Source organism: Ruegeria sp. O11 (assembly GCF_056535285.1).
This window is the reverse complement of sequence record NZ_JBQERS010000008.1, coordinates 47413-70925: the sequence shown is the minus strand read 5'-3', so window position 1 is coordinate 70925 and position 23513 is coordinate 47413. Positions and strand designations below refer to the sequence as shown.

At 57.5% G+C, this 23513-nt stretch carries 23 protein-coding genes; 17 read left to right on the top strand and 6 right to left on the bottom strand.

The window, feature by feature from the left end; genetic code table 11:
• The first annotated feature begins 3 nt into the window (after window positions 1–3).
• On the top strand, window positions 4–2217 hold the full coding sequence (locus ACRZ91_RS15090; RefSeq protein WP_480906783.1) for a response regulator: 2214 nt from the start codon (window positions 4–6) through the stop codon (window positions 2215–2217).
• Between the two features lie 9 nt (window positions 2218–2226).
• Window positions 2227–2688 carry a VOC family protein gene (locus ACRZ91_RS15085; RefSeq protein WP_010438409.1) on the top strand — a complete coding sequence of 154 codons (462 nt, stop codon included), beginning with the start codon at window positions 2227–2229 and terminating at the stop codon, window positions 2686–2688.
• Here ACRZ91_RS15085 and yaaA read toward each other — a convergent pair.
• The 3 genes from yaaA to ACRZ91_RS15070 all read right to left on the bottom strand — a co-directional run bounded on the left by yaaA (window position 2679) and on the right by ACRZ91_RS15070 (window position 5888).
• Window positions 2679–3449, bottom strand: a complete 771-nt coding sequence (yaaA, locus tag ACRZ91_RS15080) for a peroxide stress protein YaaA (RefSeq protein ID WP_170471535.1) — start codon at window positions 3447–3449, stop codon at window positions 2679–2681. The two genes, ACRZ91_RS15085 and yaaA, sit on opposite strands and share 10 nt — an antisense overlap.
• A gap of 33 nt (window positions 3450–3482) precedes the next feature.
• Complete coding sequence (gene recQ, locus ACRZ91_RS15075; RefSeq protein ID WP_480906778.1) at window positions 3483–5522, bottom strand: DNA helicase RecQ; 2040 nt, start codon at window positions 5520–5522, stop codon at window positions 3483–3485.
• A gap of 78 nt (window positions 5523–5600) precedes the next feature.
• A complete protein-coding gene (locus ACRZ91_RS15070; RefSeq protein WP_010438415.1) occupies window positions 5601–5888 on the bottom strand; it encodes a YggT family protein in 288 nt (95 codons plus the stop codon).
• A 102-nt stretch (window positions 5889–5990) separates the two neighbouring features.
• Here ACRZ91_RS15070 and ACRZ91_RS15065 point away from each other — a divergent pair, with 102 nt between their 5' ends.
• The 10 genes from ACRZ91_RS15065 (at window position 5991) to smpB (ending at window position 14171) form a co-directional block, all read left to right on the top strand.
• The gene (locus ACRZ91_RS15065; RefSeq protein WP_480906775.1) at window positions 5991–7385 is read left to right on the top strand and encodes an MFS transporter; all 1395 of its coding nucleotides are present in this window, start codon (window positions 5991–5993) and stop codon (window positions 7383–7385) included.
• Window positions 7382–8245: a penicillin-insensitive murein endopeptidase gene (gene mepA / locus ACRZ91_RS15060; RefSeq protein ID WP_170542014.1), complete on the top strand. Its 864-nt coding sequence runs from the start codon at window positions 7382–7384 to the stop codon at window positions 8243–8245. Before ACRZ91_RS15065 ends, mepA begins: the two co-directional genes overlap by 4 nt.
• A complete protein-coding gene (locus ACRZ91_RS15055; RefSeq protein ID WP_480906772.1) occupies window positions 8218–9102 on the top strand; it encodes an esterase-like activity of phytase family protein in 885 nt (294 codons plus the stop codon). The genes mepA and ACRZ91_RS15055 overlap by 28 nt, the downstream gene beginning before the upstream one ends.
• Window positions 9103–9193: 91 nt before the next feature.
• A complete protein-coding gene (locus tag ACRZ91_RS15050; RefSeq protein WP_010438419.1) occupies window positions 9194–9841 on the top strand; it encodes a queuosine precursor transporter in 648 nt (215 codons plus the stop codon).
• A gap of 263 nt (window positions 9842–10104) precedes the next feature.
• Entirely contained in the window at window positions 10105–10524 is a 420-nt protein-coding gene (gene arfB / locus ACRZ91_RS15045; protein ID WP_480906917.1) for an alternative ribosome rescue aminoacyl-tRNA hydrolase ArfB, read from the top strand.
• Between the two features lie 60 nt (window positions 10525–10584).
• Window positions 10585–11331 (top strand): SDR family oxidoreductase, encoded by a 747-nt coding sequence (locus ACRZ91_RS15040; protein WP_480906769.1) that lies wholly within the window; start codon window positions 10585–10587, stop codon window positions 11329–11331.
• 82 nt (window positions 11332–11413) lie between these two features.
• Window positions 11414–12427, top strand: coding sequence for a P1 family peptidase (locus ACRZ91_RS15035; RefSeq protein WP_480906767.1), 1014 nt, complete (start codon window positions 11414–11416; stop codon window positions 12425–12427).
• Between the two features lie 113 nt (window positions 12428–12540).
• On the top strand, window positions 12541–12954 hold the full coding sequence (locus tag ACRZ91_RS15030) for a c-type cytochrome (RefSeq protein WP_480906764.1): 414 nt from the start codon (window positions 12541–12543) through the stop codon (window positions 12952–12954).
• A 147-nt stretch (window positions 12955–13101) separates the two neighbouring features.
• Window positions 13102–13644: an isopentenyl-diphosphate Delta-isomerase gene (gene idi / locus ACRZ91_RS15025; protein WP_480906761.1), complete on the top strand. Its 543-nt coding sequence runs from the start codon at window positions 13102–13104 to the stop codon at window positions 13642–13644.
• A gap of 44 nt (window positions 13645–13688) precedes the next feature.
• Entirely contained in the window at window positions 13689–14171 is a 483-nt protein-coding gene (smpB, locus tag ACRZ91_RS15020; RefSeq protein ID WP_480906759.1) for an SsrA-binding protein SmpB, read from the top strand.
• Here the strand turns inward: smpB and glpK are convergent.
• The 3 genes from glpK to panB all read right to left on the bottom strand — a co-directional run bounded on the left by glpK (window position 14168) and on the right by panB (window position 17404).
• Window positions 14168–15646, bottom strand: coding sequence for a glycerol kinase GlpK (gene glpK, locus ACRZ91_RS15015; protein WP_480906757.1), 1479 nt, complete (start codon window positions 15644–15646; stop codon window positions 14168–14170). The genes smpB and glpK overlap by 4 nt on opposite strands.
• Window positions 15647–15716: 70 nt before the next feature.
• Complete coding sequence (gene panC, locus ACRZ91_RS15010) at window positions 15717–16568, bottom strand: pantoate--beta-alanine ligase (protein ID WP_480906755.1); 852 nt, start codon at window positions 16566–16568, stop codon at window positions 15717–15719.
• Window positions 16565–17404, bottom strand: coding sequence for a 3-methyl-2-oxobutanoate hydroxymethyltransferase (gene panB, locus ACRZ91_RS15005; protein WP_480906752.1), 840 nt, complete (start codon window positions 17402–17404; stop codon window positions 16565–16567). The genes panC and panB overlap by 4 nt, the downstream gene beginning before the upstream one ends.
• A gap of 170 nt (window positions 17405–17574) precedes the next feature.
• Here panB and ACRZ91_RS15000 point away from each other — a divergent pair, with 170 nt between their 5' ends.
• Genes ACRZ91_RS15000 through ACRZ91_RS14980 form a run of 5 tightly spaced genes read left to right on the top strand, consistent with a single transcriptional unit; the run spans window position 17575 to window position 23496 of the window.
• Window positions 17575–19062, top strand: a complete 1488-nt coding sequence (locus ACRZ91_RS15000; protein WP_480906749.1) for an ABC transporter substrate-binding protein — start codon at window positions 17575–17577, stop codon at window positions 19060–19062.
• Window positions 19063–19081: 19 nt separating this feature from the next.
• A complete protein-coding gene (locus ACRZ91_RS14995) occupies window positions 19082–20101 on the top strand; it encodes a hypothetical protein (protein ID WP_480906747.1) in 1020 nt (339 codons plus the stop codon).
• 40 nt (window positions 20102–20141) lie between these two features.
• Window positions 20142–21089, top strand: a complete 948-nt coding sequence (locus ACRZ91_RS14990; RefSeq protein WP_480906744.1) for an ABC transporter permease — start codon at window positions 20142–20144, stop codon at window positions 21087–21089.
• Complete coding sequence (locus ACRZ91_RS14985) at window positions 21086–21901, top strand: ABC transporter permease (RefSeq protein WP_480906741.1); 816 nt, start codon at window positions 21086–21088, stop codon at window positions 21899–21901. Before ACRZ91_RS14990 ends, ACRZ91_RS14985 begins: the two co-directional genes overlap by 4 nt.
• A complete protein-coding gene (locus ACRZ91_RS14980; protein WP_480906738.1) occupies window positions 21898–23496 on the top strand; it encodes an ABC transporter ATP-binding protein in 1599 nt (532 codons plus the stop codon). Before ACRZ91_RS14985 ends, ACRZ91_RS14980 begins: the two co-directional genes overlap by 4 nt.
• Window positions 23497–23513: the final 17 nt, after the last annotated feature.

Genomic DNA, 23513 nt, shown 5'->3' with positions numbered 1-23513 from the left:
TACATGAGTCTTGCTGAGAAACTGGCGCAGGAACGGCGCGCGCGATTGGCTGCTGAGCGGCTGTTGCATCTGAAACAGGCCGAGCTCTCTGCCGCCAACCGCAAACTGGGGCGTCATGCCATCGCTCTGACACGTCAGATCGATGAGACTCAAGCCGAGGTTGCGACGGTCCGCGACGAAAACGAAAAGGTCAAATCCGATCTGACCGTAGCCAATGCCAAGATAGAGGTGGCTGAACGTCGCCTTTGGCACTCGATCCAGACCATCCCCGACGGGTTTGCATTTTTCGATGGCAACAACACACTGATCGGTGCCAATGCCGCTTACCTTAGCGTTTTCGATGGGCTAGAAGAAGTCGCACCGGGGATCAGCTATCCGCGTATTCTTGAGATTCTGACCCATGAAGGGATCGTGGATATCGGCGCGGAAAAGATCGCGGATTGGCAGGCCCGTATGCTCGCACGCTGGGCGCAACCGCACCCCGAACCTCAAGTGATCCAGCTGTGGAACGGCCAGTATATCCGGTTGATCGATCAGCGGGGCCACGGCGGCGACGTGCTGAGCCTTGCGCTGAACATCACCGCCTCGGTCCGGCATGAGGCCGAACTGAACGCCGCGCGTGAACGGGCCGAGGCTGCCAACCGCGCCAAATCCGCCTTTCTGGCTAATATGAGCCATGAGATTCGCACGCCGATGAACGGGATCGTTGGCATGACCGAACTGCTGACCGAAACCCCGATGAACGAAGAACAAAGGCTCTATGTCAGCACGATTCGTAATTCGGGCGAGGCGCTGCTGGTCATCATCAACGATGTTCTCGACTATTCAAAGATCGAGGCCGACAAGTTGACGCTGCACCCCGAGCAGTTCGATCTTGAACGTTGTATCCTAGAGGTCGCTATGCTGTTGCAGCCTAGCGTACGCGACAAAGGCCTGACCTTGTTAGTGGATTATGACCTGTTCCTGCCGACGCTTTTTGTAGGTGATCCGGGGCGGATTCGTCAGATTCTGACCAACCTCGTGGGGAACGCGGTGAAGTTTACCGCACAAGGCCATGTATTGATCCGTGTGACAGGCGTACCAGACATGACCACAGAAAGCTGCGATATCCACGTGGCCATCGAGGATACGGGCATCGGGATTGAGGCTGACAAGGTCCCGCACATCTTTGGTGAATTCAATCAGGTCGAGGATGCGCAAAACCGCCAGTTCGAAGGCACGGGTCTGGGGCTGGCGATCACCAAGCGTCTGATCTCGATGATGGGCGGTGCCGTTTGGGTCGAAAGCGATGCGGGCAAAGGATCTTGCTTCGGTTTCCGCATATCGTTGCCCACTGCTGAAGGTCCGCAACCTGTTCCACCCGATTTGGCGGGGCAATTGGGGCGTGTTCTGGTGGTCGAAGATATGGCCGTCAACCGTGCCATCCTGACCAAGCAATTAGACCGCCTCGGCTCTCAGGCGCTGACCTGTTCGACGGGGGCCGAGGCGCTGTCTGCAATGGACAAAACCATTGATCTGGTCCTGTGCGATCACGATCTGCCAGACATGGATGGGTTGGAGCTTGCCACCACTCTGCGTGACAAAGGATGGGGTGATCTGCCAATCGTAGTGATGTCGGCCAATCCCGGTGTGATCCACGCCGATCCGGCCCATCGGCTCATTAATGGTGTGTTGCAAAAACCCATCCCGCGCGCCGAGCTGTATTCGCGGCTGATGGCGCTGGGCGCGCCTGTATTCAAGCCGGATCGCAGTGACGACTGCGCCTCTAATCTCGAGACTAATGCACAAGTTCCGCAGGAGCAGAGGCTGATGCGGGTTCTGGCAGCCGAAGACAATCGAACCAATCAGCTGATCCTTCGAAAGATGACCAAGGACCTGAACATCGATTTGAAATTCGTCTCCAACGGGTTGGAGGCGGTCGAAACCTTCACCAGCTTTGATCCGGATCTGATCTTCATGGATATCTCGATGCCGAAGATGGATGGCAAAGAGGCGACAGGTGAAATCCGGCGACGCGAGATCGGAACAGATCGCCATGTTCCCATTGTGGCCCTGACGGCCCATGCCATGACAGGCGATGACCAAGGCATACTGGCGGCGGGGCTTGATCATTACCTGACCAAACCGTTGCACAAGAAACTGATCCACAAGATGATACTGGAACATCGACCTGCCGAGGCTCGTGCGGTCGGTGCAGACGGTGAAGGCACGGAATAGGATCGATTGATGTCAGATGAGCGCGGTTTTCGTCCCCGAGGATTGGGCGAGATTGCAATTCGCTGCGCCGATATGGCGGCAATGGTACAATTCTATGAGAAGGTGATCGGGTTGCAGCGGCTGCAAGGCGACCATAACAGCGCCATCACCTTTTTTCGGATCGCCGAAGGATTCGGCGGGCATACACAGGTGCTGGCCCTGTTTCACCAATCAGTTGGCTCTGAGCGTGGACCAGAGCAGACTGGCGAGACAGTGCCGGTAACAGGGGGCGCTTCGGCCCTGCACCATATCGCGCTGTCGGTGCCCTTTGCCGAGCAGGACGCGGTCATGCGCTGGTACGACCAAATCGGGCAGCCCTATCGGGTTGAGCATTTCGGCTGGATCGGCTGGCGCGGCATCTTCACTCAAGACCCCGAGGGGAACACGGTGGAACTTGTGGCTTACGATCCTTCGATGCTTGATCAGGCCTGATAGGGGCGTACAAACACGGGTTTGTCGTCTTCCGACAGATCGGCCCGGTATTCGTACCCGCCGCTATCAAAATCCAGCAGGCCTTTGGGGTCGGTCAGTCGATGTTGAATGATGTACCGGGCCATCGCACCACGCGCCTTCTTTGCAAAGAAGCTGACGATCTTGGGGGTGCCGCCCTTGTCCTCCATGAATACCGGGGTCACAACGGGCAGCTTCAGCGCTTTCAGGTCGACTGCGCTGAAATATTCCTGGCTGGCGCAGTTCACCAGAACTTTGCTGCCAGCCTCAGCAGCTTGGGCGTTCAGCGCCTTGCTCAGCTGATCGCGCCAGTATTCATAAAGGTTTTTGCCACGTCGGGTTTTCAGTTTGCTGCCCATCTCAAGCCGATATGCCTGAATGGCATCCAGTGGGCGCAATACACCATAAAGCCCAGATAGGATGCGCAAATGATCTTGTGCCCAGGCCATTTCGTCGGCGTCCAGCGATGCGGCCTCAAGCCCCTGATAGGTATCGCCTGCAAAGGCCAAAGCGGCAGGGCGCGTTGCATCTGCTTCCGGCGCGTCTGAAAATACCCGGTACCTGTCCCGATTCAGGCGGGCCAAGTCGTCGCTCAGGTCCATCAGCTTTTTCAGATCGCCCAAGGTCAGGTTGCGGGCGGTCTTCGACAAGCGGATCGCGTCATCCTGAAAATCGGGTTGGGTGACTTCGACGTTTCGTTCTGCCCAATCCAGCCGCTTGGCCGGGGAAATCACTACCAGCATGTCCGCCCTCGTTTCTCGCCTGCTCAGGCGTATCTAGCCCGCCTGTTGCAGCACGTCCAGAAACGCCGCACCAAACCTTTCGTGACGACGGTCGCCCAAAACTTGCTCCATCGCTCGTGGATCATCCGGGCGCAGCTGCGCCACCTTCGCCAGTTGCGATGCCGAACAGCTCAGTGGTTTGTCGATCCCGTCGGGGCCCCGCGACAATTGTGATTGAACCTCAAGCAACTGATCGTAGATGTCGCCCTGATCGCGGCCGGCAAGCTTGCGCCGTGCCGGGTGCAGCTCTTCTACCGCGCCGATCAGCACCTCAAGGAAGGTCGCACCATAGCGCTCCAACTTTTTTGCCCCAATGCCGCTGATCCGGGCCATATCGTCCAGATTTGCAGGTCGGGTTTCCGCCATCTCGATCAGGGTGCGATCTGGGAAGATGACGTAGGCCGGAACCCGCGCGGCCTCGGCCAATGCGCGACGTTTGGCCTTGAGCGCCGAGAGCAGCGGTGCGTCTTCCTCGGACACCATCGCTTTGACTGCGGGACGACGGGTGGCTTTGCGGATCGTGTCTTTACGTAGGTCAATTTGCGCCTCACCCTTCAGGATCGGTTTGGCGGATTCGGTCATACGCAAGGCACCGTGGCGCTCGGTGTCGGGACGGACCAGATCGTGGCCCATCATCTGCCGGAAGATCGCCTGCCATTGCGGGCGCGACCAGTCTTTACCGATGCCGTAGGTTGACAGGTTGTCGTGCCGACGTGCTCGGATTTTGTCGGTCTCATTGGCCAACAGGATGTCGATCAGATGACCCGCGCCGAACCATTCTTCTGTACGCAGAATAGCGGACAGGGCCATGCGAACCGGCGTGGTGCCATCGAACACTTCAGGAGGACTGTCGCAAAGATCGCATTTGCCGCAGGGTTCGGTCTGTTCTCCGAAATATCCCAGCAGGGTCTGGCGACGGCATTTTAGGGCTTCGGCCAATCCAAGCAGCGCATTCAGGCGTGCATGATCCGCCATCCGCCGCTCAGGTGGGGCCAGTCCTTCGTCGATCTGCGACCGGCGCAGTCGGATATCGTCGGGGCCGAACAAGGTCAGGGTCTCGGCGGGGCCGCCATCGCGGCCGGCGCGTCCGATTTCCTGATAATAGGCCTCGATCGACTTCGGCAAATCCGCATGAGCGACCCAGCGAATATCCGGCTTGTCGATACCCATGCCAAACGCGACAGTGGCGACGACGATCAGACCATCCTCGCGCGCAAAGCGGGTCTCAACGATGCGTCGATCTTCGGCCTCCATCCCGCCGTGATAGTGGCAGGCCGAATGCCCTTCGGCGCGCAGGGCTTGCGCAAGCACTTCGGTCTTGTTGCGGGTGCCGCAATAGACGATGCCGGATTGGGACTTTCGGGCGGCAGCGAAATCGAGGACTTGTTTGCGCGGTCCATCCTTGGCCGCAAAGGCCAGATGGATATTGGGTCTGTCAAACCCGCGCAGGAATTTACGCGGCTCAACACCGTCGAACAGCTTTTCGACGATCTCTTCCTGCGTTTCCGCATCCGCTGTCGCTGTAAAAGCGGCCAGCGGTACATTTAACGTGCGACGCAGCTCTCCGATCCGCAGGTAATCAGGGCGAAAATCATGGCCCCATTGGCTAACACAATGCGCCTCGTCCACGGCAATCAGATTGACGTTGATCCGACGTAGCATTCCCAGTGCAGACCCTGCAGCCAGCCGTTCCGGCGCCATATAAAGCAGCTTGAGTCGACCACCCTCTATAGCATCCCAAACGGCATCAGTTTCCTCAGATGTATTGCCCGAGGTGAGCGCGCCTGCCTCGACACCGGCCTCTTGCAGCCCACGTACCTGATCGCGCATCAGGGCGATGAGCGGAGATATCACCACAGTTACCCCGTCGCGCAACAGTGCAGGCAATTGAAAACAAAGGGATTTACCACCACCCGTGGGCATGATAGCCAGCACGTTTTCGCCCGCGGTCACGGCATCGACAATCTCTTCCTGCCCGGGGCGGAAGTCGTCGAATCCAAAGACGTCTCGCAACAAGGGTGCGGAGTCGAACATGCGCCGGAGGGTCCTGTATTAAGGTTTGTCTGCTCTTAAGACAGGACCATCACATACTAAGATTCGGTGAACAAGAGGTCAGTAGAAATAGACCGCATTGTTGATCAGGATGATCCGCAGGGCATAGACTCCGATCAGCACGACAAGAGGCGTCAGATCCAGACCGCCCATGTTGGGCAGGATGCGACGGATGGGGCTATAGATCGGTTCTAATATCCGGTTCAGCCCATACCAGATTTGCGCCACCAGTTGCTGGTGCAGGTTAAGAACCTGAAAGTTGATCAGCCAACTCATGATCACATGGGCAAGAATGATGAACCAGACAATGTCTAGGATCAAAAGCAGGATTTGGATCAGCGACAGCATGGGCACTCCGTTCGTCAATTGCCCAGAGACCTAAGCGCGCCTGCGCCAAAGAGCAAGTCTGCAGCAACACAACGCTTGCGAATTACCACAAAGCCCCCTCTTATGAATTCAACAAGAACAGGGGCAGAAATGGCGGAAATTTCCAAGCGCAAGCGCATCTGGGGCTGGTGGTTTTTCGACTGGGCTTCGCAGCCCTATCACACCTTGCTGGTGACCTTCGTATTTGGCCCATATTTTGTAAGTGTTGCTGCACAGTATTATCTGACATCAGGTCTGGTGGAGGAGGCTGCCAAGGCGCAGGCGCAGGTTGTCTGGGCGAACGGCATGACCATTATTGGGCTGATCATTGCCTTTGGCGCGCCATTACTTGGCGCGATGGCAGATGTCTCAGGTCGGCGTATCCCTTGGATATTTGGATTTTCGCTGATGTACGCGGTGGGATCCGCGGCGCTTTGGTACACGATGCCTGATGGCTCGAATATGTGGCTGATGATTTCGGCCTTTGGGCTGGGCTTTGTGGGGGCCGAATATGCGCTAATCTTCATCAATTCTCAGCTGCCCGATTTGGGGGATGACAGTGAGGTCGGTGAGATCTCGGGATCAGGTTTTGCGTTTGGCTATTTCGGAGGACTGCTGTCGCTGGCGATTATGCTGGCACTGTTCGTCGAGCAGCCCAATGGCAAAACCCTGATCGGGATGAACCCGATGTTCGGTCTGGATGCGGCAACGCAGGAAGGTACTCGGTTTGTCGGGCCCTTCACAGCCGGGTGGTTCATCCTGTTCATGGTGCCGTATTTTCTTTGGGTCAGGGACGACACGAACACTGATAAACAAGGCAGCGTGGGCGAAGCCTTGCGGTTGCTGGGAAAATCCGTCGCTGCCTTGCGTCATCGGGTGAGCCTGGCGACATATCTTGGGTCGTCGATGTTCTACCGCGATGCTCTGAACGGGCTATATACCTTTGGTGGAACATACGCTGCGCTGGTCCTGGAATGGGATATCGTTAAGATCGGTGTGTTCGGGATCGTCAGCGTACTGGCTTCGGCCATCTTCGCATGGGTCGGCGGTAAGATGGATCGGAAATACGGCCCTAAACCAGTGATACTGGTAGCCATATGGGTTTTGATCTTTGTCTGCCTGACGGTTGTGTCGATGGATCGAACACAGATTTACGGAATTTCATTGCCCGAAGGCTCTGGCTTGCCGGATATGGCGTTTTTCGGATGCGGAATTCTGATCGGCGGTATGGGAGGCATCCTGCAATCGGCCAGCCGATCTATGATGGTGCGCCATACTGATCCCGCCACCCCGGTTGAAAGTTTTGGGCTTTATGGGCTTTCGGGTCGGGCAACGGCCTTTGCAGCGCCGCTTTTGATCGGAATAGCAACGGCAGTGACCGGTAGTGCAAGACTGGGGGTGTCACCGATCATTCTGTTGTTTATTCTAGGACTAGTCCTGATGCGCTGGGTGAAACCGGAAGGGGATCAGAGCAGATGATTTTATTACGTTTTTTAGCCGTCTTAACGGTGATGACACTGGCAGGCACGGCGGGTGCGCAACCGCTGGCCAAGCAATTGTTCGGGGCCCAGAAGGTGGGGTCTCAGCAAAAATCAGCGGCTTTCGGCAGTTATTCGCGCGGGTGCGCTGCAGGGTCGGTGCAATTGCCCGAAACTGGGCCAACATGGCAGGCGATGCGCCTGTCCCGCAATCGCAACTGGGGGCATCCGCAGGCGATCGACTATGTTCAGGATCTCAGTCGGTTTGCAGCCAAGCAACCGGGGTGGAATGGTCTCTATATTGGCGATATCAGCCAACCACGGGGCGGGCCAATGACCTCTGGCCATCGCTCTCACCAATTAGGGCTGGATATCGACATATGGATGCTGCCGGGCGACAACATGCGCCTTAGCCGTAAAGCGCGCGAGAATATCTCGTCCATATCCTTACGCCGCGCGAACGGCGCCTATGTCAACGGCAACTGGACCAAGCAGCATCATGCGGTGTTGCGCGAAGCCGCCAAGGACAAGCGCGTTGCCCGGATCTTTGTGTTCCCTGGTGCCAAGGTGCAGATGTGCAATGACGAGAAGGGCAACAAAGCCTATCTGCGTAAAATCCGACCGTGGTGGGGGCATCACTATCATTTTCATGTGCGTCTGAAGTGCCCAAGGGGATCGAAAGGCTGCGTCAATCAGGATCCACCTCCCAAGGGCGATGGCTGTGCAGAAGCGGAACAATGGGTCCGCAATATCCTCAACCCACCTCCACCCGATCCAAATGCACCTCCACCAAAGAAACGACGAGAATACCGTCTGGCTGACTTGCCCCAGCAATGTACCGCTGTTTTGCAAGCCAACTGATATTAGCGCTGCTGCTAACAGGGCAGGTTTGGGCAGTCGAGCCAAAGCGGGCTTCGTTGCTCGACATTTACGTCTGGCGCAACACTTCTGATTGGTTTGGTGGATTTTCGGCGATTCACATCGCAGAAGGCGGCAAACGTTTGATCGCGATCAGTGACCGGTCAAGGCTGGTTACAGCGCGGGTCAATCGGGACGGTGATAAGATCATCGGTATCGAAATTCTCGGGCAATGGCCAATCCTGTCCAGCAAAGGGCGCGTTCTGAAGGGACGGGCAGGGGATTCCGAAGGGATTGCGGTTGCTTCGGACGAAAGTATATACATCTCGTTCGAAGGTGTTCACCGCATCGCACATTATACGGCGCACAACACAAATACACGGGTTCTGCCGCGTCCAAAAGAGTTTCTGAATTTGGACCGCAACGGGTCATTCGAAGCGCTGGCGATCGACAATCTGGGACGGCTTTATACACTGACTGAAAAAAGCAGAACCCTTCGCGGCGATATCCCGATCTATCGTTGGGATGGCAGCCGCTGGTCAACGCCCTTTGTTCTGCCCGCGCGCGGAAAGTTCCAACCAGTTGCCGCTGAATTCGGTCCTGACGGGAGGTTTTATGTACTTGAGCGTGCCGTTGCATTCATAGGCTTTCGAACGCGCCTGCGTCGATGGGAGATTGACAATGATGCCCCTCAGTCCGAAGAAGTGTTACTCGAAACCGGCACCGGACTTCACGACAACCTCGAAGGATTGTCGATCTGGCGCGACGGTCAGATGCGTTTGCGCGCTACGATGATCTCGGACGACAACTTTCTGGCACTGCAACGGACAGAAGTGGTTGAATACCTGTTGCCCGATTGACAGGTCGTTATCAAAGGTCTAAACGCACGGCCTGCCTTGGGATGAGCCTGGGGCCAAGTCGCCGCTACCTTGTCAAAACGGGCATCTGAAAATGCAACGCAGCTTTATTCCCGGCATCATTGCCATGGCCGCCATTGTCGTGGCCTCAAACATCCTGGTCCAGTTCCTCATCTTTGATGGGCTGTTGACCTGGGGTGCTTTCACTTATCCGCTGGCCTTCCTGGTCACGGACATCATGAATCGCGTCTATGGCGTAGGTCCAGCCCGCAAGGTCGTGTTTGCCGGTTTTGTCACCGGTATCATCTGCTCGCTGATCGGCAGCCAGATCATGCTGCAGGGTGACGGCTTCACCTATGCCGCCGTACCGCTGCGGATTGCCGTCGCCTCGGGCACCGCGTTCCTGATCGCACAACTGACCGATGTCACCGTGTTCAATTCACTGCGTGGCGGACGCTGGTGGCGCGCACCGCTGGTCTCGACGCTGGTTGGGTCTGCACTGGACACCGCGCTGTTCTTCACTATCGCCTTCTCGGCTTCGGTCACCTTCTTTGGTGCCAATGCTGACGCTGCGATCAGTTGGGCGTGGGAGCCTGTGCCATTCATGCTGTCTGGCCCGATGGCGCCGCTCTGGGTGACACTGGCTTTCGCTGACTGGCTTGTGAAACTGTCACTGGCTTTGATCGCGTTGATTCCGTTCAAAGTGATCGTTGCCCGCTTGACCGCTGCACAGCCTGCGTAAAAAAGTTCTTTGAGATTGGCACAAGTTGTGTCACGCTCCTTTCTAACCGCAACAGATAGAAAAGGAGGTGATCCAGTGTCGAGAAAGAGATTGGAGAGAGGTGTCGGAACAACCGTGGGGATCGCCTGTTAAGGCAGCCCTTGGCGGAGCGCTCGCTTCGGCTGGTCGATTGATCTAACCGACCCCACCTCCTGAACTTTCGAAGGGCCGTCCCACCGGGGCGGCCCTTTCTGTTTTTACCTGTGCCTAGTATGGTCCGACCCATGTTGCGCATCAACGACGATATCACCCTGCAAGACTGGGAAATGACGGAAAGCTTTGTGCGGTCTTCTGGTCCGGGTGGGCAGAACGTGAACAAGGTATCGACAGCGGTTGAATTGCGGTTCGAAGCAGCGCGCTCACCCTCCTTGCCCGACCCGGTCAAAATTCGATTGAAACGTATAGCTGGGCGGCGATGGACTAAGGACGGAGCGATTGTCATCCAATGCGAAGAAACCCGTTCCCAGGCCCGCAACCGCGAGATTGCGCGCGCCCGGCTGGGGGAACTGATTGCCCGCGCCTTGGTCAAACCCAAGCGTAGGATTGCAACGAAACCGACCTATGGCTCGGTCAAGCGTCGATTGGCAGCCAAAAAAGCACGCGGCGATGTAAAGGCGCTACGGGGCAAAGTGTCCGAAGAATGAACTGGCATCTCGGCTCTTGGTTGATAGTCTGACCCACAATAAGGGCAGGAGGGCAACAACATGAGGCTGGAGGGTAAAACCGCAATCGTGACCGGTGGTGCATCCGGGTTCGGTGCGGGAATTGTGCAAAAGTTCCTTTCTGAAGGTGCCCGCGTTATGATTGCCGATATCAATGGCGATGCCGCCCGCGATATGGCCGCTGCATTGGGCCAGGATGCCATTTCTCAGCAAGTTGACGTCTCGGATGTGGACTCCGTTCAGGCCATGGCTGATGTCGTACACAGTGTTTTCGGATCGCTTGATGTTCTGGTGAACAATGCGGGCGTGACTCATATGCCAACGCCACTGGAAGACGTCAGTGAAGCTGACTTCGACAGGGTTTTTGCAGTGAACATGAAATCTGTCTACCTGACAGCGCGCGTCTTTGTGCCGGGCATGAAGGCGCGCGGTATGGGCGCGATCCTGAACGTGGCCTCAACAGCAGGTCTGTCGCCCCGCCCCAATCTGAACTGGTATAACGCGTCCAAAGGTTGGATGATCACGGCAACAAAAACGATGGCGGTGGAACTCGCGCCATCGGGCGTGCGCGTCAATGCGATCTGTCCGGTGGCAGGAGAAACGCCTCTGCTGAAATCCTTCATGGGCGAAGACACACCGGAAATCCGCGCCAAGTTCCTCTCGACCATCCCGCTGGGCCGCTTTTCGACCCCTGAAGACATGGCCAACGCCGCCTGTTTCCTGTGCTCGGACGAGGCCAGCATGATCACAGGCACCGCGCTTGAGGTGGATGGGGGCCGATGCATCTGATCCGCTCTTCATCTGGCCATAAATATCTCCGCCGGAGGCAGCGCGCCGCGGCGCGCATATCTGCCCAACATCAGAGGTTTCGATGACACCCGGCCCCAGAAACCTGATCACCGACGTCCCGGGCCTGAAGGTCGGCAATGCGCAGGACGAGGCGTTGAAATCGGGCGCGACTGTCTTGACTGCGGATCACCCTTTCACGGCTTCGGTGCATGTCATGGGTGGGGCGCCGGGCACGCGTGAAACCGATCTCTTGGCGGCCGACAAATCCGTTGACCGGGTTGATGCGATTGCGCTTTCCGGTGGCTCGGCCTTTGGGCTGGATGCCTGTTCGGGTGTATCCGATGCCTTGCGCGCAGAGGGGCGCGGTTTTGTAGCTGGTTCGGCCATCGTCCCGATTGTGCCGGGGGCGATTCTGTTCGATTTGCTTAATGGCGGAGATAAGGACTGGGTCGAAAACCCCTATCGCGCGCTGGGGAATGCCGCATATCTGAACGCCTCACCAGAATTTGAACTGGGGACTGCCGGGGCCGGAACCGGCGCATTAGCGGCAATGCATAAGGGAGGACTGGGCTCGGCCTCGCTAGTACTTGAGGATGGAACAACTGTTGGTGCACTGGTTGCAGCAAACCCGCTGGGCAGTGTGAGTACGCCCGGAGATCGCCATTTTTGGGCGGCACCATTCGAGATCGGTTCCGAGTTTGGCGGGCATGGTTCGGATCCGGCTTCGGATCTTGGCCGCATCCACACCAGCCGCAAGGCGGAGGCTATGAAACCAGCCCAGCCAGATCGGACAAACACAACCATTGCTATCGTTGCAACCGATGCTGCACTGACCAAACCGCAATGCCAGCGAATGGCGGTGGCTGCCCATGATGGCATCGCCCGCGCCATTGTTCCCGCGCACACGCCCGGCGATGGAGATCTTGTATTTGGCCTTAGCACAGCTGCCCGTGAAGTTGAGGCTGAAGCAATGGCGATGATCGGCCACGCGGCCTCAATCTGTCTGGCGCGGGCGATTGCGCGCGCGGTCTATTTGGCGTCACCCAGTGCAGGCGATCTTCTGCCCTGCTGGTCTGCCGTACATGACTTAAGTTAAGGACGAACTAGTCTCTGCTGTGACACAGTGCCCTCGCGCGGCAATCTGCGCGTTGACTCTCTGCTGCGCCAAAGGTCCTTTCTGTGCAGCCAATTCGTATCGGAGCAAAAGCTATGAATCGTATCCTTGCCACCGCAATTGCTGGTCTGCTAGCCCTTCCCGCCTACGCTGAAGGTGACGCCGAAGCTGGCAAGAAAGCCTTTAACAAATGCAAATCCTGTCACCTGATCGCTGATCCCGCCGGTGAAGTGATCGTCAAAGGCGGCAAGACCGGACCGAACCTCTATGGTGTTGCGGGTCGTACCGCCGGCACTGTCGAAGGGTTCAAATACGGCGACAGCATTGTCGAAGCGGGTGAAAACGGCTTGGTCTGGGATGAAGCGACTTTTGTTTCTTACGCCCAGGACCCCAAAGCGTTTCTTAAAGACTATCTGGGTGAAACCTCGGCCAAGTCAAAAATGACCTTTAAACTGAAAAAGGGCGCTGAAGACGTTTACGCTTATATCGTGAGCGTTTCGGGCGAATAACTAGGTTCGTCTAGTTCATGTATAAAAGTGCAAAAGGCCGCAGCCCCTGCGGCCTTTCGTGCGGTTGAATGATGCCTCCATCGGCGTCACTTTGGATAAAAACCGGTATGACTTTGAGCACCGGGATTCGCCAACAGGAGACGACAGATGGGAATCATGATCCCGGCCTGGGTTGAAGGCGAACTGACCCCCGTTGACAAGCTTGAGGCACACGAGAAAGGCCTCAAGCACAAGGCCGTGTCGGTCTTCGTTGTGCGCGGAACTGAGATATTGCTGCAGCGCAGGGCGATGGGCAAATATCACACGCCGGGTCTTTGGGCGAATACCTGCTGCACACATCCAGATTGGGAAGAAAGCGCCTCGCATTGCGCGGTACGTCGTCTGCGCGAGGAGCTGGGCATTACCGGGCAATATCCTGAATATCGCCACAAGCTTGAATATCACGCCGACGTTGGCAATGGCATGGTTGAGAACGAGGTGGTCGATGTCTTTCTGGCGCACGTGCGTGGACCATTGAAAATCGAGCCTAATCCTGACGAAGTGATGGATATTCGTTGGGTCGACTATCACGATCTGCTGGCTGAGGTGAAACGGCACCCGAACCGCTTTACGCCATGGCTCAAGATTTATCTGCACAACCACGCGGATACGATCTTTGGGCCTGACTTGATTATCTCAGCCAAATCGTAACCCTGTCTTGCAAGGCGCTCGCAAGCGGAATACATCAACGCGTCATGGCCAAGCAGAAGCAGAAAACTGACCCGAATTACAAAGTGATCGCCGAAAACCGGCGTGCGCGCTTCGATTACGCGATCGAAGACGATATCGAGTGCGGCATCGTACTGGAAGGGTCCGAGGTCAAATCTCTGCGCGCGGGCGGATCGAACATTGCTGAAAGCTATGCGTCGGTTGATGACGGAGAGCTGTGGCTGATCAACAGCTATATCGCGCCCTATGAACAGGCGAAGGTCTTCAAACACGAAGAACGCCGCCGCCGTAAGCTGTTGGTGTCGCGCAAGGAGTTGGCAAACCTGTGGAACGCGACTCAGCGCAAGGGTATGACGCTGGTGCCGTTGGTGCTGTACTTCAACCACAAAGGCCGGGCGAAGCTGAAGATCGGCATCGCCAAGGGTAAGAAGCTACACGATAAGCGCGAAACACAGTCCAAACGCGACTGGTCACGCCAGAAACAGCGTCTGATGAAGGACCACAGCTAGAACGCCATGGTCGCCTGAACGGCCCGTTGCCAGCGCGCATAGGCCGCGTCTCGGTCGACCTCGGCCTTCTGAGGTTCAAACCGACAGTCAAGATCCCAGGTTTCGGCGAATCCTGCCTGATCCGGGTAGACACCTGCTTTCATTCCAGCCAGCCATGCGGCACCCAGCGCGGTGGTTTCCTGCATCACCGGGCGGTCGACCGGAGCGCCCAGAATGTCCGAAAGCCCCTGCATGGCCCAGTCCGATGCGCTCATCCCGCCATCGACGCGCAGGATCACGTCAGCCTCGGCCCCCCAATCGCCCTGCATTGCGTGCCATAGGTCGCGGGTTTGGAACGCGATGCTTTCCAACGTGGCGCGCGTGATTTCGGCGCGGCCGGAATTGCGGGTCAGGCCAAAGATTGCGCCGCGGCAATCGGGTTTCCAATAGGGCGCACCGAGCCCGGTAAAGGCAGGCACAAGGACAACATGTTGGTTTGGATCAGCTTGCGCGGCCAGTTCACCGCTTTGCGGTGCGGCTTCGATGATTTGCAACGCATCGCGCAGCCATTGCACTGCCGCACCGGCGATGAAGATCGAGCCCTCAAGCGCATAAGTTTTCTGCCCGTCCAGCTGATAGGCAATGGTGGTCAGCAGGCGGTTTTTCGAGTCCACCGGCTGCGCACCGGTGTTGAGCAGCGCGAAACACCCCGTGCCATAGGTGGATTTCATCATGCCCGGCTGGAAACAGGCCTGCCCGATGGTGGCGGCCTGCTGATCCCCTGCCACGCCGAGTATAGGAATGTCGCCGCCAAGCAGTGAGGTCGATCCGAAATCTGCCGCACAATCACGGACATCGGGCAACAAGGCCTGGGGGATGTCCAGCAAGTCACAAATCTCGCTGCTCCATTCCCCCTTGTGAATGTCGAACAGCAATGTACGAGCGGCGTTGGTGGCGTCGGTGGCGTGCATGCGCCCTTCGGTCAGTCGCCAGATCAGGAAGGTGTCGATTGTGCCGAACAGCAGCTCTCCCGCGGCGGCACGGTCGCGCGCGCCTGGCACGGTATCCAGAAGCCATTTGACCTTTGTGCCCGAGAAATAAGGGTCCAGCAGCAGCCCCGTCTGGGCGGTCACGTCATCTTCGCACCCCGCTTTGCGAAGACGTTCGCAAATTTCAGCAGTGCGCCGGTCTTGCCAGACAATCGCGTTGTGAATCGGGGCACCGGTGGCGCGATCCCAGATAACTGTGGTTTCGCGTTGATTGGTGATCCCAATTCCGGCGATCTGGCTGGCGGCAACACCCGTGGTGTCCAACACCTCCCGGCAAACGGTCAGGACGCTGTCCCAGATTTCTTCGGCATCATGTTCGACCCAGCCTTCCTGCGGGAAATGCTGCGTAAACTCGTGCTGCGCAGTGCCGACGCGCTGCATTTGCGCGTCAAACAGGATCGCACGAGACGATGTGGTGCCCTGATCGATTGCCAGAATATAGGTCATGCCTGCGCCCCTCCCGCATTGGTTTTGCGGGACTTTAGCGCAAACAATGCCAAACGTGCCAGAGGGGAAATCAGACCTTTGACACCGACAGATTATCGATCAGCCGCACGCCTTCAAGCATGGTCGCCGCGAACAAGCGCGCCGGGCGGTCGGCGTGGGCTAGCGGGTCCAGCGTATCGGCACAGCGGAGTTGGAGATATTCCACCTTAGCGAAACCGGCGGCCAGCAATTCAGCCTGGGCTTGCGTCACCAGCGAGTTGAACGCCTCACCATTCTCCAGAGCCTGAACAAGTGCGCGCATGATGCGATGTTTTTTAGCCGCAATTACCAACCCCCGATCTGACAGTCTCTGGTTGCGCGAAGACATGGCAAGACCCGAGGGCTCTCGTACCGTCGGGCAACCAATCACCTCGATCGGAATATTCAGATCGCGGGCCATCCGTCGGACGATCATAAGCTGCTGATAGTCTTTTTCCCCAAAATAGGCTCGATCCGCCTGCGTTTGCAGGAACAGTTTGGCGACAACGGTCGCCACGCCATCGAAATGACCCGGGCGGAATTCACCCTCCATTGTGTCAGTCAGGCCCGAGACCGAGACTGTGGTGGCGAATCCCTCGGGATAGATCTCCTGAGGGTCGGGTACGTAAATCGCATCAACGTCATAAGGGGCCAGCTTTTCCGCGTCTTCCTGTTCGGTGCGTGGATAGTTGGCAAGGTCTTCTGGGTTGTTGAACTGTTTGGGGTTCACGAAGATTGTCACGACCACCCGGTCGCAATCCGCCTTGGCGGCTTCGGCCAGTGACAGATGTCCTTGATGCAGCGCGCCCATGGTCGGGACGACTCCGATCACCTCGCCCTTTTGGCGCCATTCACGGGTCAGTGCACGCAAATCCGCCAGCCGACGCAGAATAGGCGCGGTCATGACTTGGACCCTTTTGAAGGGGTCTGATCTGCAAAGACATGTTCGTCTGCCGGAAAGCTGCGAGCTCGAACCTCGGCTGCGTATTCTGCAATTGCTGCTTCGGCCAACGGGCCAAGATCGGCATAGCGTTTGACGAATTTTGGTTTGAAAGCAGTGAAAAAGCCAAGCATGTCGTCTACCACCAGAATTTGCCCATCACACCCGGCCGAAGCACCAATGCCGATGGTGGGGATCGCAATCTGGGACGTGATCCGGTCAGCCAAGCTTTGCGGAACCTTCTCTAACACGACGGAAAACGCACCGGCCTCGGCAACGGCACAGGCGTCGGCCAGTACGGCATCGGCCTGTTTGTCGCGCCCCTGTACCTTGTAGCCGCCCAGCGTGTTGATTGATTGCGGTGTCAAACCGATATGCGCCATCACCGGGATGCCGCGTTTGACGAGAAACCGAATGGTTTCGGCCATCTCCACGCCGCCTTCCAGCTTAACCGCGCCTGCACCGGTTTCGGACATTAAGCGGGCCGCGTTGCGGAAGGCCTGCGCCTGGTCGTGTTCGTAGCTGGCGAAAGGCATGTCTATCACCATCATGGCTCTGTCCAGCCCGCGGGCGACGGCCTGGCCGTGCATGATCATCATGTCCATTGTGACCCCGAGGGTCGAGGTCAACCCGTGCAGCACCATGCCGACGCTGTCACCGACCAGGACGAAATCGCAATGCGCATCCATCAACCGCGCCATCGGCGTCGTGTAGGCAGTCAGCGAGACCAGAGGTTCAGTGCCTTTCCGGGCGCGGATATCCTCGGCGTTCGGGGCTTTCTTGTGGGCGGTGGCGCTCATGATCACTCCTCGCAGGGTTCATGTTGCAGTGCGGCATAGCAGATGCGGCAGATGCAAAGAAACCCCGGTTGCGCCAACAATCCCTTGATTGACCCGGGGTTTCTGGCAGGATCGGTCTCAGAACGATCCGTAGTCAGCGGAATAGTCGTATAATGTGGGGAGAGATTTTCATGACAAAGCAGCGCTTTCGCTCATTCGCGTCGGCCTTGGCCCTAGGTGCCAGCCTGTTTGCCACGCAGGCTCTGGCTAAATCCGACATCACCATCGCCATGCAGCTAGAGCCGCCGCATCTGGACCCAACCAGCGCCGCCGCTCAGGCAATCGATTCGGTTGTCTACACCAACATCTTCGAAGGTCTGACCCGCTTTATGGGCGATGGATCGGTTGTTCCGGGGTTGGCTGAAAGCTGGGAGATTTCGGATGACGGCACGGTCTATACATTCAAACTGCGCGATGGCGTGACTTTTCATGACGGCACTACGATGGATGCCGAGGACGTCAAGTTCAGCCTCGACCGGGCGAACGCGGAAGACAGCGCCAATGCACAAAAGGCTCTGTTTGCTGGGATTGAGACTGTCGAAGTTGTGGATCCTCAGACCGTTCAGGTGACGTTGAAGGAACCGAACGGTAATTTCCTCTTCAACCTTGCCTGGGGTGACGCGGTCATCGTTGCGCCGGAAAGTATCGAAAATATTAAGACCAACCCGGTTGGCACGGGTGCGTTCACCTTTGCCGATTGGGTGCAAGGGGACAGCATCACCCTGAATCGAAATCCCGACTATTGGGGCGATCAGCCCGCGTTAGAGACTGCAACGTTCAAATTTATTTCGGACCCGACCGCCGCATTCGCCGCCATGATGGCCGAGGATGTGGACGTGTTCGACAACTTCCCTGCGCCCGAGAACCTGCCTCAGTTCGAGGCCGATCCGCGCTTTCAGGTCCTTGTCGGCTCGACTGAGGGTGAGACAATCCTATCGACCAACAACAAACAAGAACCCTTTGACGATATACTCGTGCGGCAGGCCCTAGCCCATGCCATCGATCGGCAAGCCATCATCGACGGCGCTATGTTCGGTTATGGCACACCCATCGGCACCCATTTCGCGCCGCACAACCCGGCTTATGTCGATCTGACTGGTAATTCGGCCTACGACCCTGAGAAAGCTAAGGCTCTTCTTGCCGAGGCCGGATATCCCGACGGGTTCGAGACCATGCTGCACCTGCCACCGCCCTCTTACGCTCGGCGCGGGGGTGAGATCATCGCTGCTCAGCTGGCCGAGATTGGCATCAAAGCCGAGATCATCAATGTGGAATGGGCGCAATGGCTGGAAAGCGTGTTCAAAGGCAAGGAGTTCGGCCTGACCATCGTCAGCCACACCGAGCCTATGGATATCGGTATCTATGCGCGTCCTGACTATTACTTCCAATATGACAGCACCGATTTTCAGGCTTTGATGGACACTCTGAATTCCACCACCGACCCTGATGAACGAACTCGTCTGTTGGGGGAGGCGCAGCGCCTGATCGCAACCGATTACGTTAACGGGTATCTGTTTCAGCTTGCCAAGCTCGGGGTTGCCAAGGCAGGTGTTCAGGGTCTGTGGGAAAACGCGCCCACCGCAGCCATCGACCTGACTGCCATCAGTTGGGACGAATAGACCCCAGGGAGGTCCGTGCATGGTCAAGTCAATCTTCGTCGCTCTTACCCTCGCGGCGCAGATCGCTATTACATCTGTTGCTCGGGCCGATTCATCGCTTAGCCAGGCGGTTGAGTTGTGGCTGCAAGGCGACGATGAGCAGGCCCTGCCCATGCTGGCAGAGCTTGCCGCTGAAGGTGACGTAGAAGCGCGCCTGTTACTGGGTCGGATCGAAACATCGGATCTTGGGCCGTCGCCATATCGTCAATCGCTGGGACCCAAACAGTCGCGAAAGCTTTTTCGCCAGAAAGATTGGTCGGCCTTTGGGCAGTCGTGGTTAACGGTCGAGGCACGCGCTGGAAACGAGTTGGCGCAAATCTTACTCCAGGCCAAGCATCCGAACCCCGATCTTGACCTGATCGCAAAACTCAACGCGCTTGGTGAGCATCAGGCCACGGATTATCCAACACGCATCGTGGCGCTGTATGGTAACGCCATAATGCGTGAGACGTTGTTGGCCGATGATCAGGTCATGCAGGCCTTGAAACCCTACTTGGCCTATCTGTCTCAAACTCCAGAACCACGCGGAGACGGGCTTGCAGCATTGCGTCATATTCAACCTGATCCGGTCGACGCAAACTCGGACCAAGCGCTGGGTATGGCGGGTCTGCTGGCGCTTGGGCTAGGGTACGGCGATATCTCGCTGGATAACCCGTGGCGTCAATCGGTAGAGAGTTGGCTGATGTCATCGGAAGAGACACACCCCATTGCCCAACTTTGCAATCAGCAATGTACCGATGACGCTCCGGCCTGCGCTTTTGCATTTTTGGCACTGACGGGCGGGTATTATGAGGCCATCCGGATCGACAGCCCGCTTGAAACGGTGATCCCGCAAGATGAGTTTCTGGATAGTCCGCGCGCCCGGTTGATGGTCCTGCGCCGCGCCGCGCTGGCTCGTACTGAAACCAATCTTGAATGGCTGTCAGAGACTGAGCCCGCCGCCAATCTCTCGGCCTGTGCGATCAAACTGGTCAACGACGAGCGACAGGCCTACGAGTAGGTGCTGGACCCGCGCAATCCAGACACTTAGCCTGTTACCAATGCTACGTTATGCCCTCAAACGCCTGCTGTCGCTGATCCTGAGTCTGGCCGTCGCCTCGGTTGTCATCTTCGCGGTGATCGAGATTGCGCCCGGTGATCCGGCGTCGTTCATGCTGGGTGTGAACGCGCAGGCAGACACTTTGGCCGCCCTGCGGGCTGAATTGGGTCTCGATGTCTCCAAAGCCGAACGGTATTTCAACTGGGTCGGCGGGATGCTGGTTGGGGATTTCGGCACATCCTACACTTATCGCACGCAGGTGTCGCAGATGATTACGGATCGACTATGGGTGTCGTTGCCGCTGGCGTTGTACGCACTGACCCTGTCCACGCTTATTGCGTTTCCCGCTGGTATCTATGCAGCGGCACGGCGTGGCAAACCGGGTGACTTGGCTGTAATGGGCGCAACGCAACTCGGGATAGCAGTGCCGAACTTCTGGTTTGCAATGATGCTGGTGCTGATCTTTGCGATCAATCTGCGCTGGTTCAATGCCGGCGGGTTCGCGGGTTGGGAAAACGGCGTCTGGACAGGCCTGCATTCTCTGACCCTGCCTGCGATCGCCCTAGCCCTGCCACAGGCGGCTATTCTTGCGCGGGTCATGCGATCGGCATTGCTGGATATTCTGGCCGAGGATTTTATGCGTACTGCCCGCGCCAAGGGCCTGTCACGCCGTCAGGCACTGTGGCGACACGGGGTGCGGAATGCTCTGATTCCTGTGCTGACGATCATCGGGCTCCAATTTTCCTTCCTGCTGGCAGGCTCAATCATCATCGAACAGGTTTTCTATCTGCCAGGCCTCGGACGGCTGGTGTTTCAGGCGATTTCTGCACGTGACCTGATCGTAGTGGAATCGGTCGTCATGTTGCTGGTCTTCGCCGTCATCATGGTGAACTTTTTGGTCGATTTGGCCTATGCCGCCGTCGATCCAAGACTGAGGAGCAGGACATGAGCCGCAACCTGATCCTTGGTGCCGCACTGTCCTCGCTGGTGCTTCTGGCAGCGCTCGTATCGTTTGTCTGGACGCCATATGACCATGCCGCGCTCAATATTCCGGCCAAGCTGCAACCGCCAAACGCGCAACACTGGTTCGGCACCGATCATTTCGGGCGCGACATGTTCTCGATGATCATGGTCGGCGCTCGTACCTCGATTGCGGTAGCGTTGGTGGCCGTCGGGATCGGCATGGCGCTGGGCGTCCCCTTGGGCCTGACCGCTGCCGCGCGCAAAGGATCGTGGCTGGACGAAGTCATCATGCGCGGCAACGATCTGGTCTTTGCATTCCCCTCTCTTGTCATCGCCATTCTGATCACCGCTGTCTTTGGTGCCGGGGCCATCAACGCGATCATCGCCATCGGTATCTTCAACATCCCTGTCTTTGCGCGGATCACCCGAGGTGCGGCCCTGTCGCTGTGGGAGCGCGAGTTCATCCTCGCCGCCCGCGTGTCAGGCAAAGGGGCGGCACGCATATCGGCTGAACACATCCTGCCCAATGTCGCCAATCTGCTGATCGTTCAGGGAACGATTCAATTCTCTCTGGGTATTCTGGCCGAGGCCGGGCTGTCTTATGTCGGCCTGGGCGCGCAACCGCCCACACCAAGCTGGGGCAGAATGATGGCCGACGCGCAGACTATGGTCAGTTTTGCCCCGCATTTGGCTCTGATTCCGGGTTTGGCGATCATCGTGACGGTTCTAGGTCTGAACCTTCTGGGTGATGGCTTGCGCGACTGGTTGGACCCTCGGATACGGGTGGCCCGCGCATGAGCCTTTTGCAGATCAAGAACCTCTCAGTAGCCATCCATGGCACACCGATTTTAAAGCAGATTAACCTGTCAATTGTCCCTGGGCAGATCGTGGCTGTGACCGGTGAAAGCGGTTCGGGAAAATCCATGACCGCCCTTGCCGTGATGCAGTTGCTGCCCAGCGGGGCTGATGCGGAAGGGGTGCTGCAGCTTGACAGTCAGAACCTGCTGAATCAGTCAGAAGCAGAGATGTGCGCCCTGCGGGGTGCCGCGATCGGAATGGTTTTCCAAGAACCGATGACTGCCTTGAACCCGGTCAAGACAATTGGCGATCAGGTGATGGAGACCATCCTGATCCACAAGACCATGCCCCCCGCCCAGGCGCGCGAACGGGCCGAAGAGGTTTTGGCGCGGGTCGGATTGCCCACCGACCGGTTCCCTATGACACGCTTTCCGCACGAGCTGTCGGGTGGACAGCGTCAGCGTGTGGTGATCGCCATGGCGATTGCGTTGCGCCCCCGGTTACTGATCGCTGATGAGCCGACAACGGCGCTGGACGTGACGACGCAGGCACAAATCCTCGACTTGCTCAAAGGACTGGTGACGGAATACGGCATGGGTCTGCTGATGATCACCCATGATTTGGCAGTGGTTGCTGGCATGGCGGATCAGATCGTGGTTATGCGGCATGGCGAGGTGGTTGAAACCGGCGCAACTGAACATCTGCTACGCCATATGCAACACCCCTATACCCGCATGCTGTTCGAGGCTTCGGGGCATCAGGTCAACCTGCCGGTAGCCCCAGAGCCACGGCCATTGCTGGAAGTCGACAAAGTGGTTCGGGACTACCGCCTGCCCAGAAAGCGCTTGTTCGATGCACCTGGCCATCACCGGGCCGTCGATCAGGTTAGCTTTACGCTGAACCGAGGGGAACGATTGGGGTTGGTTGGTGAGTCCGGCTGCGGAAAATCGACCCTAACACGGGCGATATTGGGTCTCGAAGAGGTGCAACAAGGCCGAATATCTCTGGATGGTCAGCCTGTATTTACAGGCCATAAACCCAATCTGACAGTACGTCGCAAGATGCAGGTGGTGTTTCAGGACCCCTACGGCAGTTTTAATCCGCGCCACAGGGTTGCGCGCCTGATCACCGAGCCGTTTCACCTACTCGAAACCCCGCCAAACGTGTCCGAACGGCAGGATCGCATTGCCGAAATGCTTACTGCGGTTGGCCTCAGCCCGGATGACTCAAGCAGGTATATCCACGAGTTTTCGGGCGGGCAACGCCAACGGATCGCCATCGCCCGTGCGCTGATCATCCAGCCCGAGTTGATCCTGTTCGATGAAGCTGTCTCGGCCCTCGATGTCTCGGTACGCGCCCAGATCCTCGATCTTTTGGTCGAGCTTTGTGAGGCTTACGATCTGACATATCTGTTTATCAGCCACGATCTGAGTGTGGTTCGTACGATAACCGACCGCGTGTTGGTGATGCAGGCCGGCAAGATTGTCGAGCAGGGTGAAACCAAGCAGGTCTTTATCCAGCCACAGCACCCCTACACGCGAACGCTAATCGATGCAGCGCCCAGTCTGCCAGAGATCGGACAGGGGGCTGCATGATCCAAAAGTACTTTATT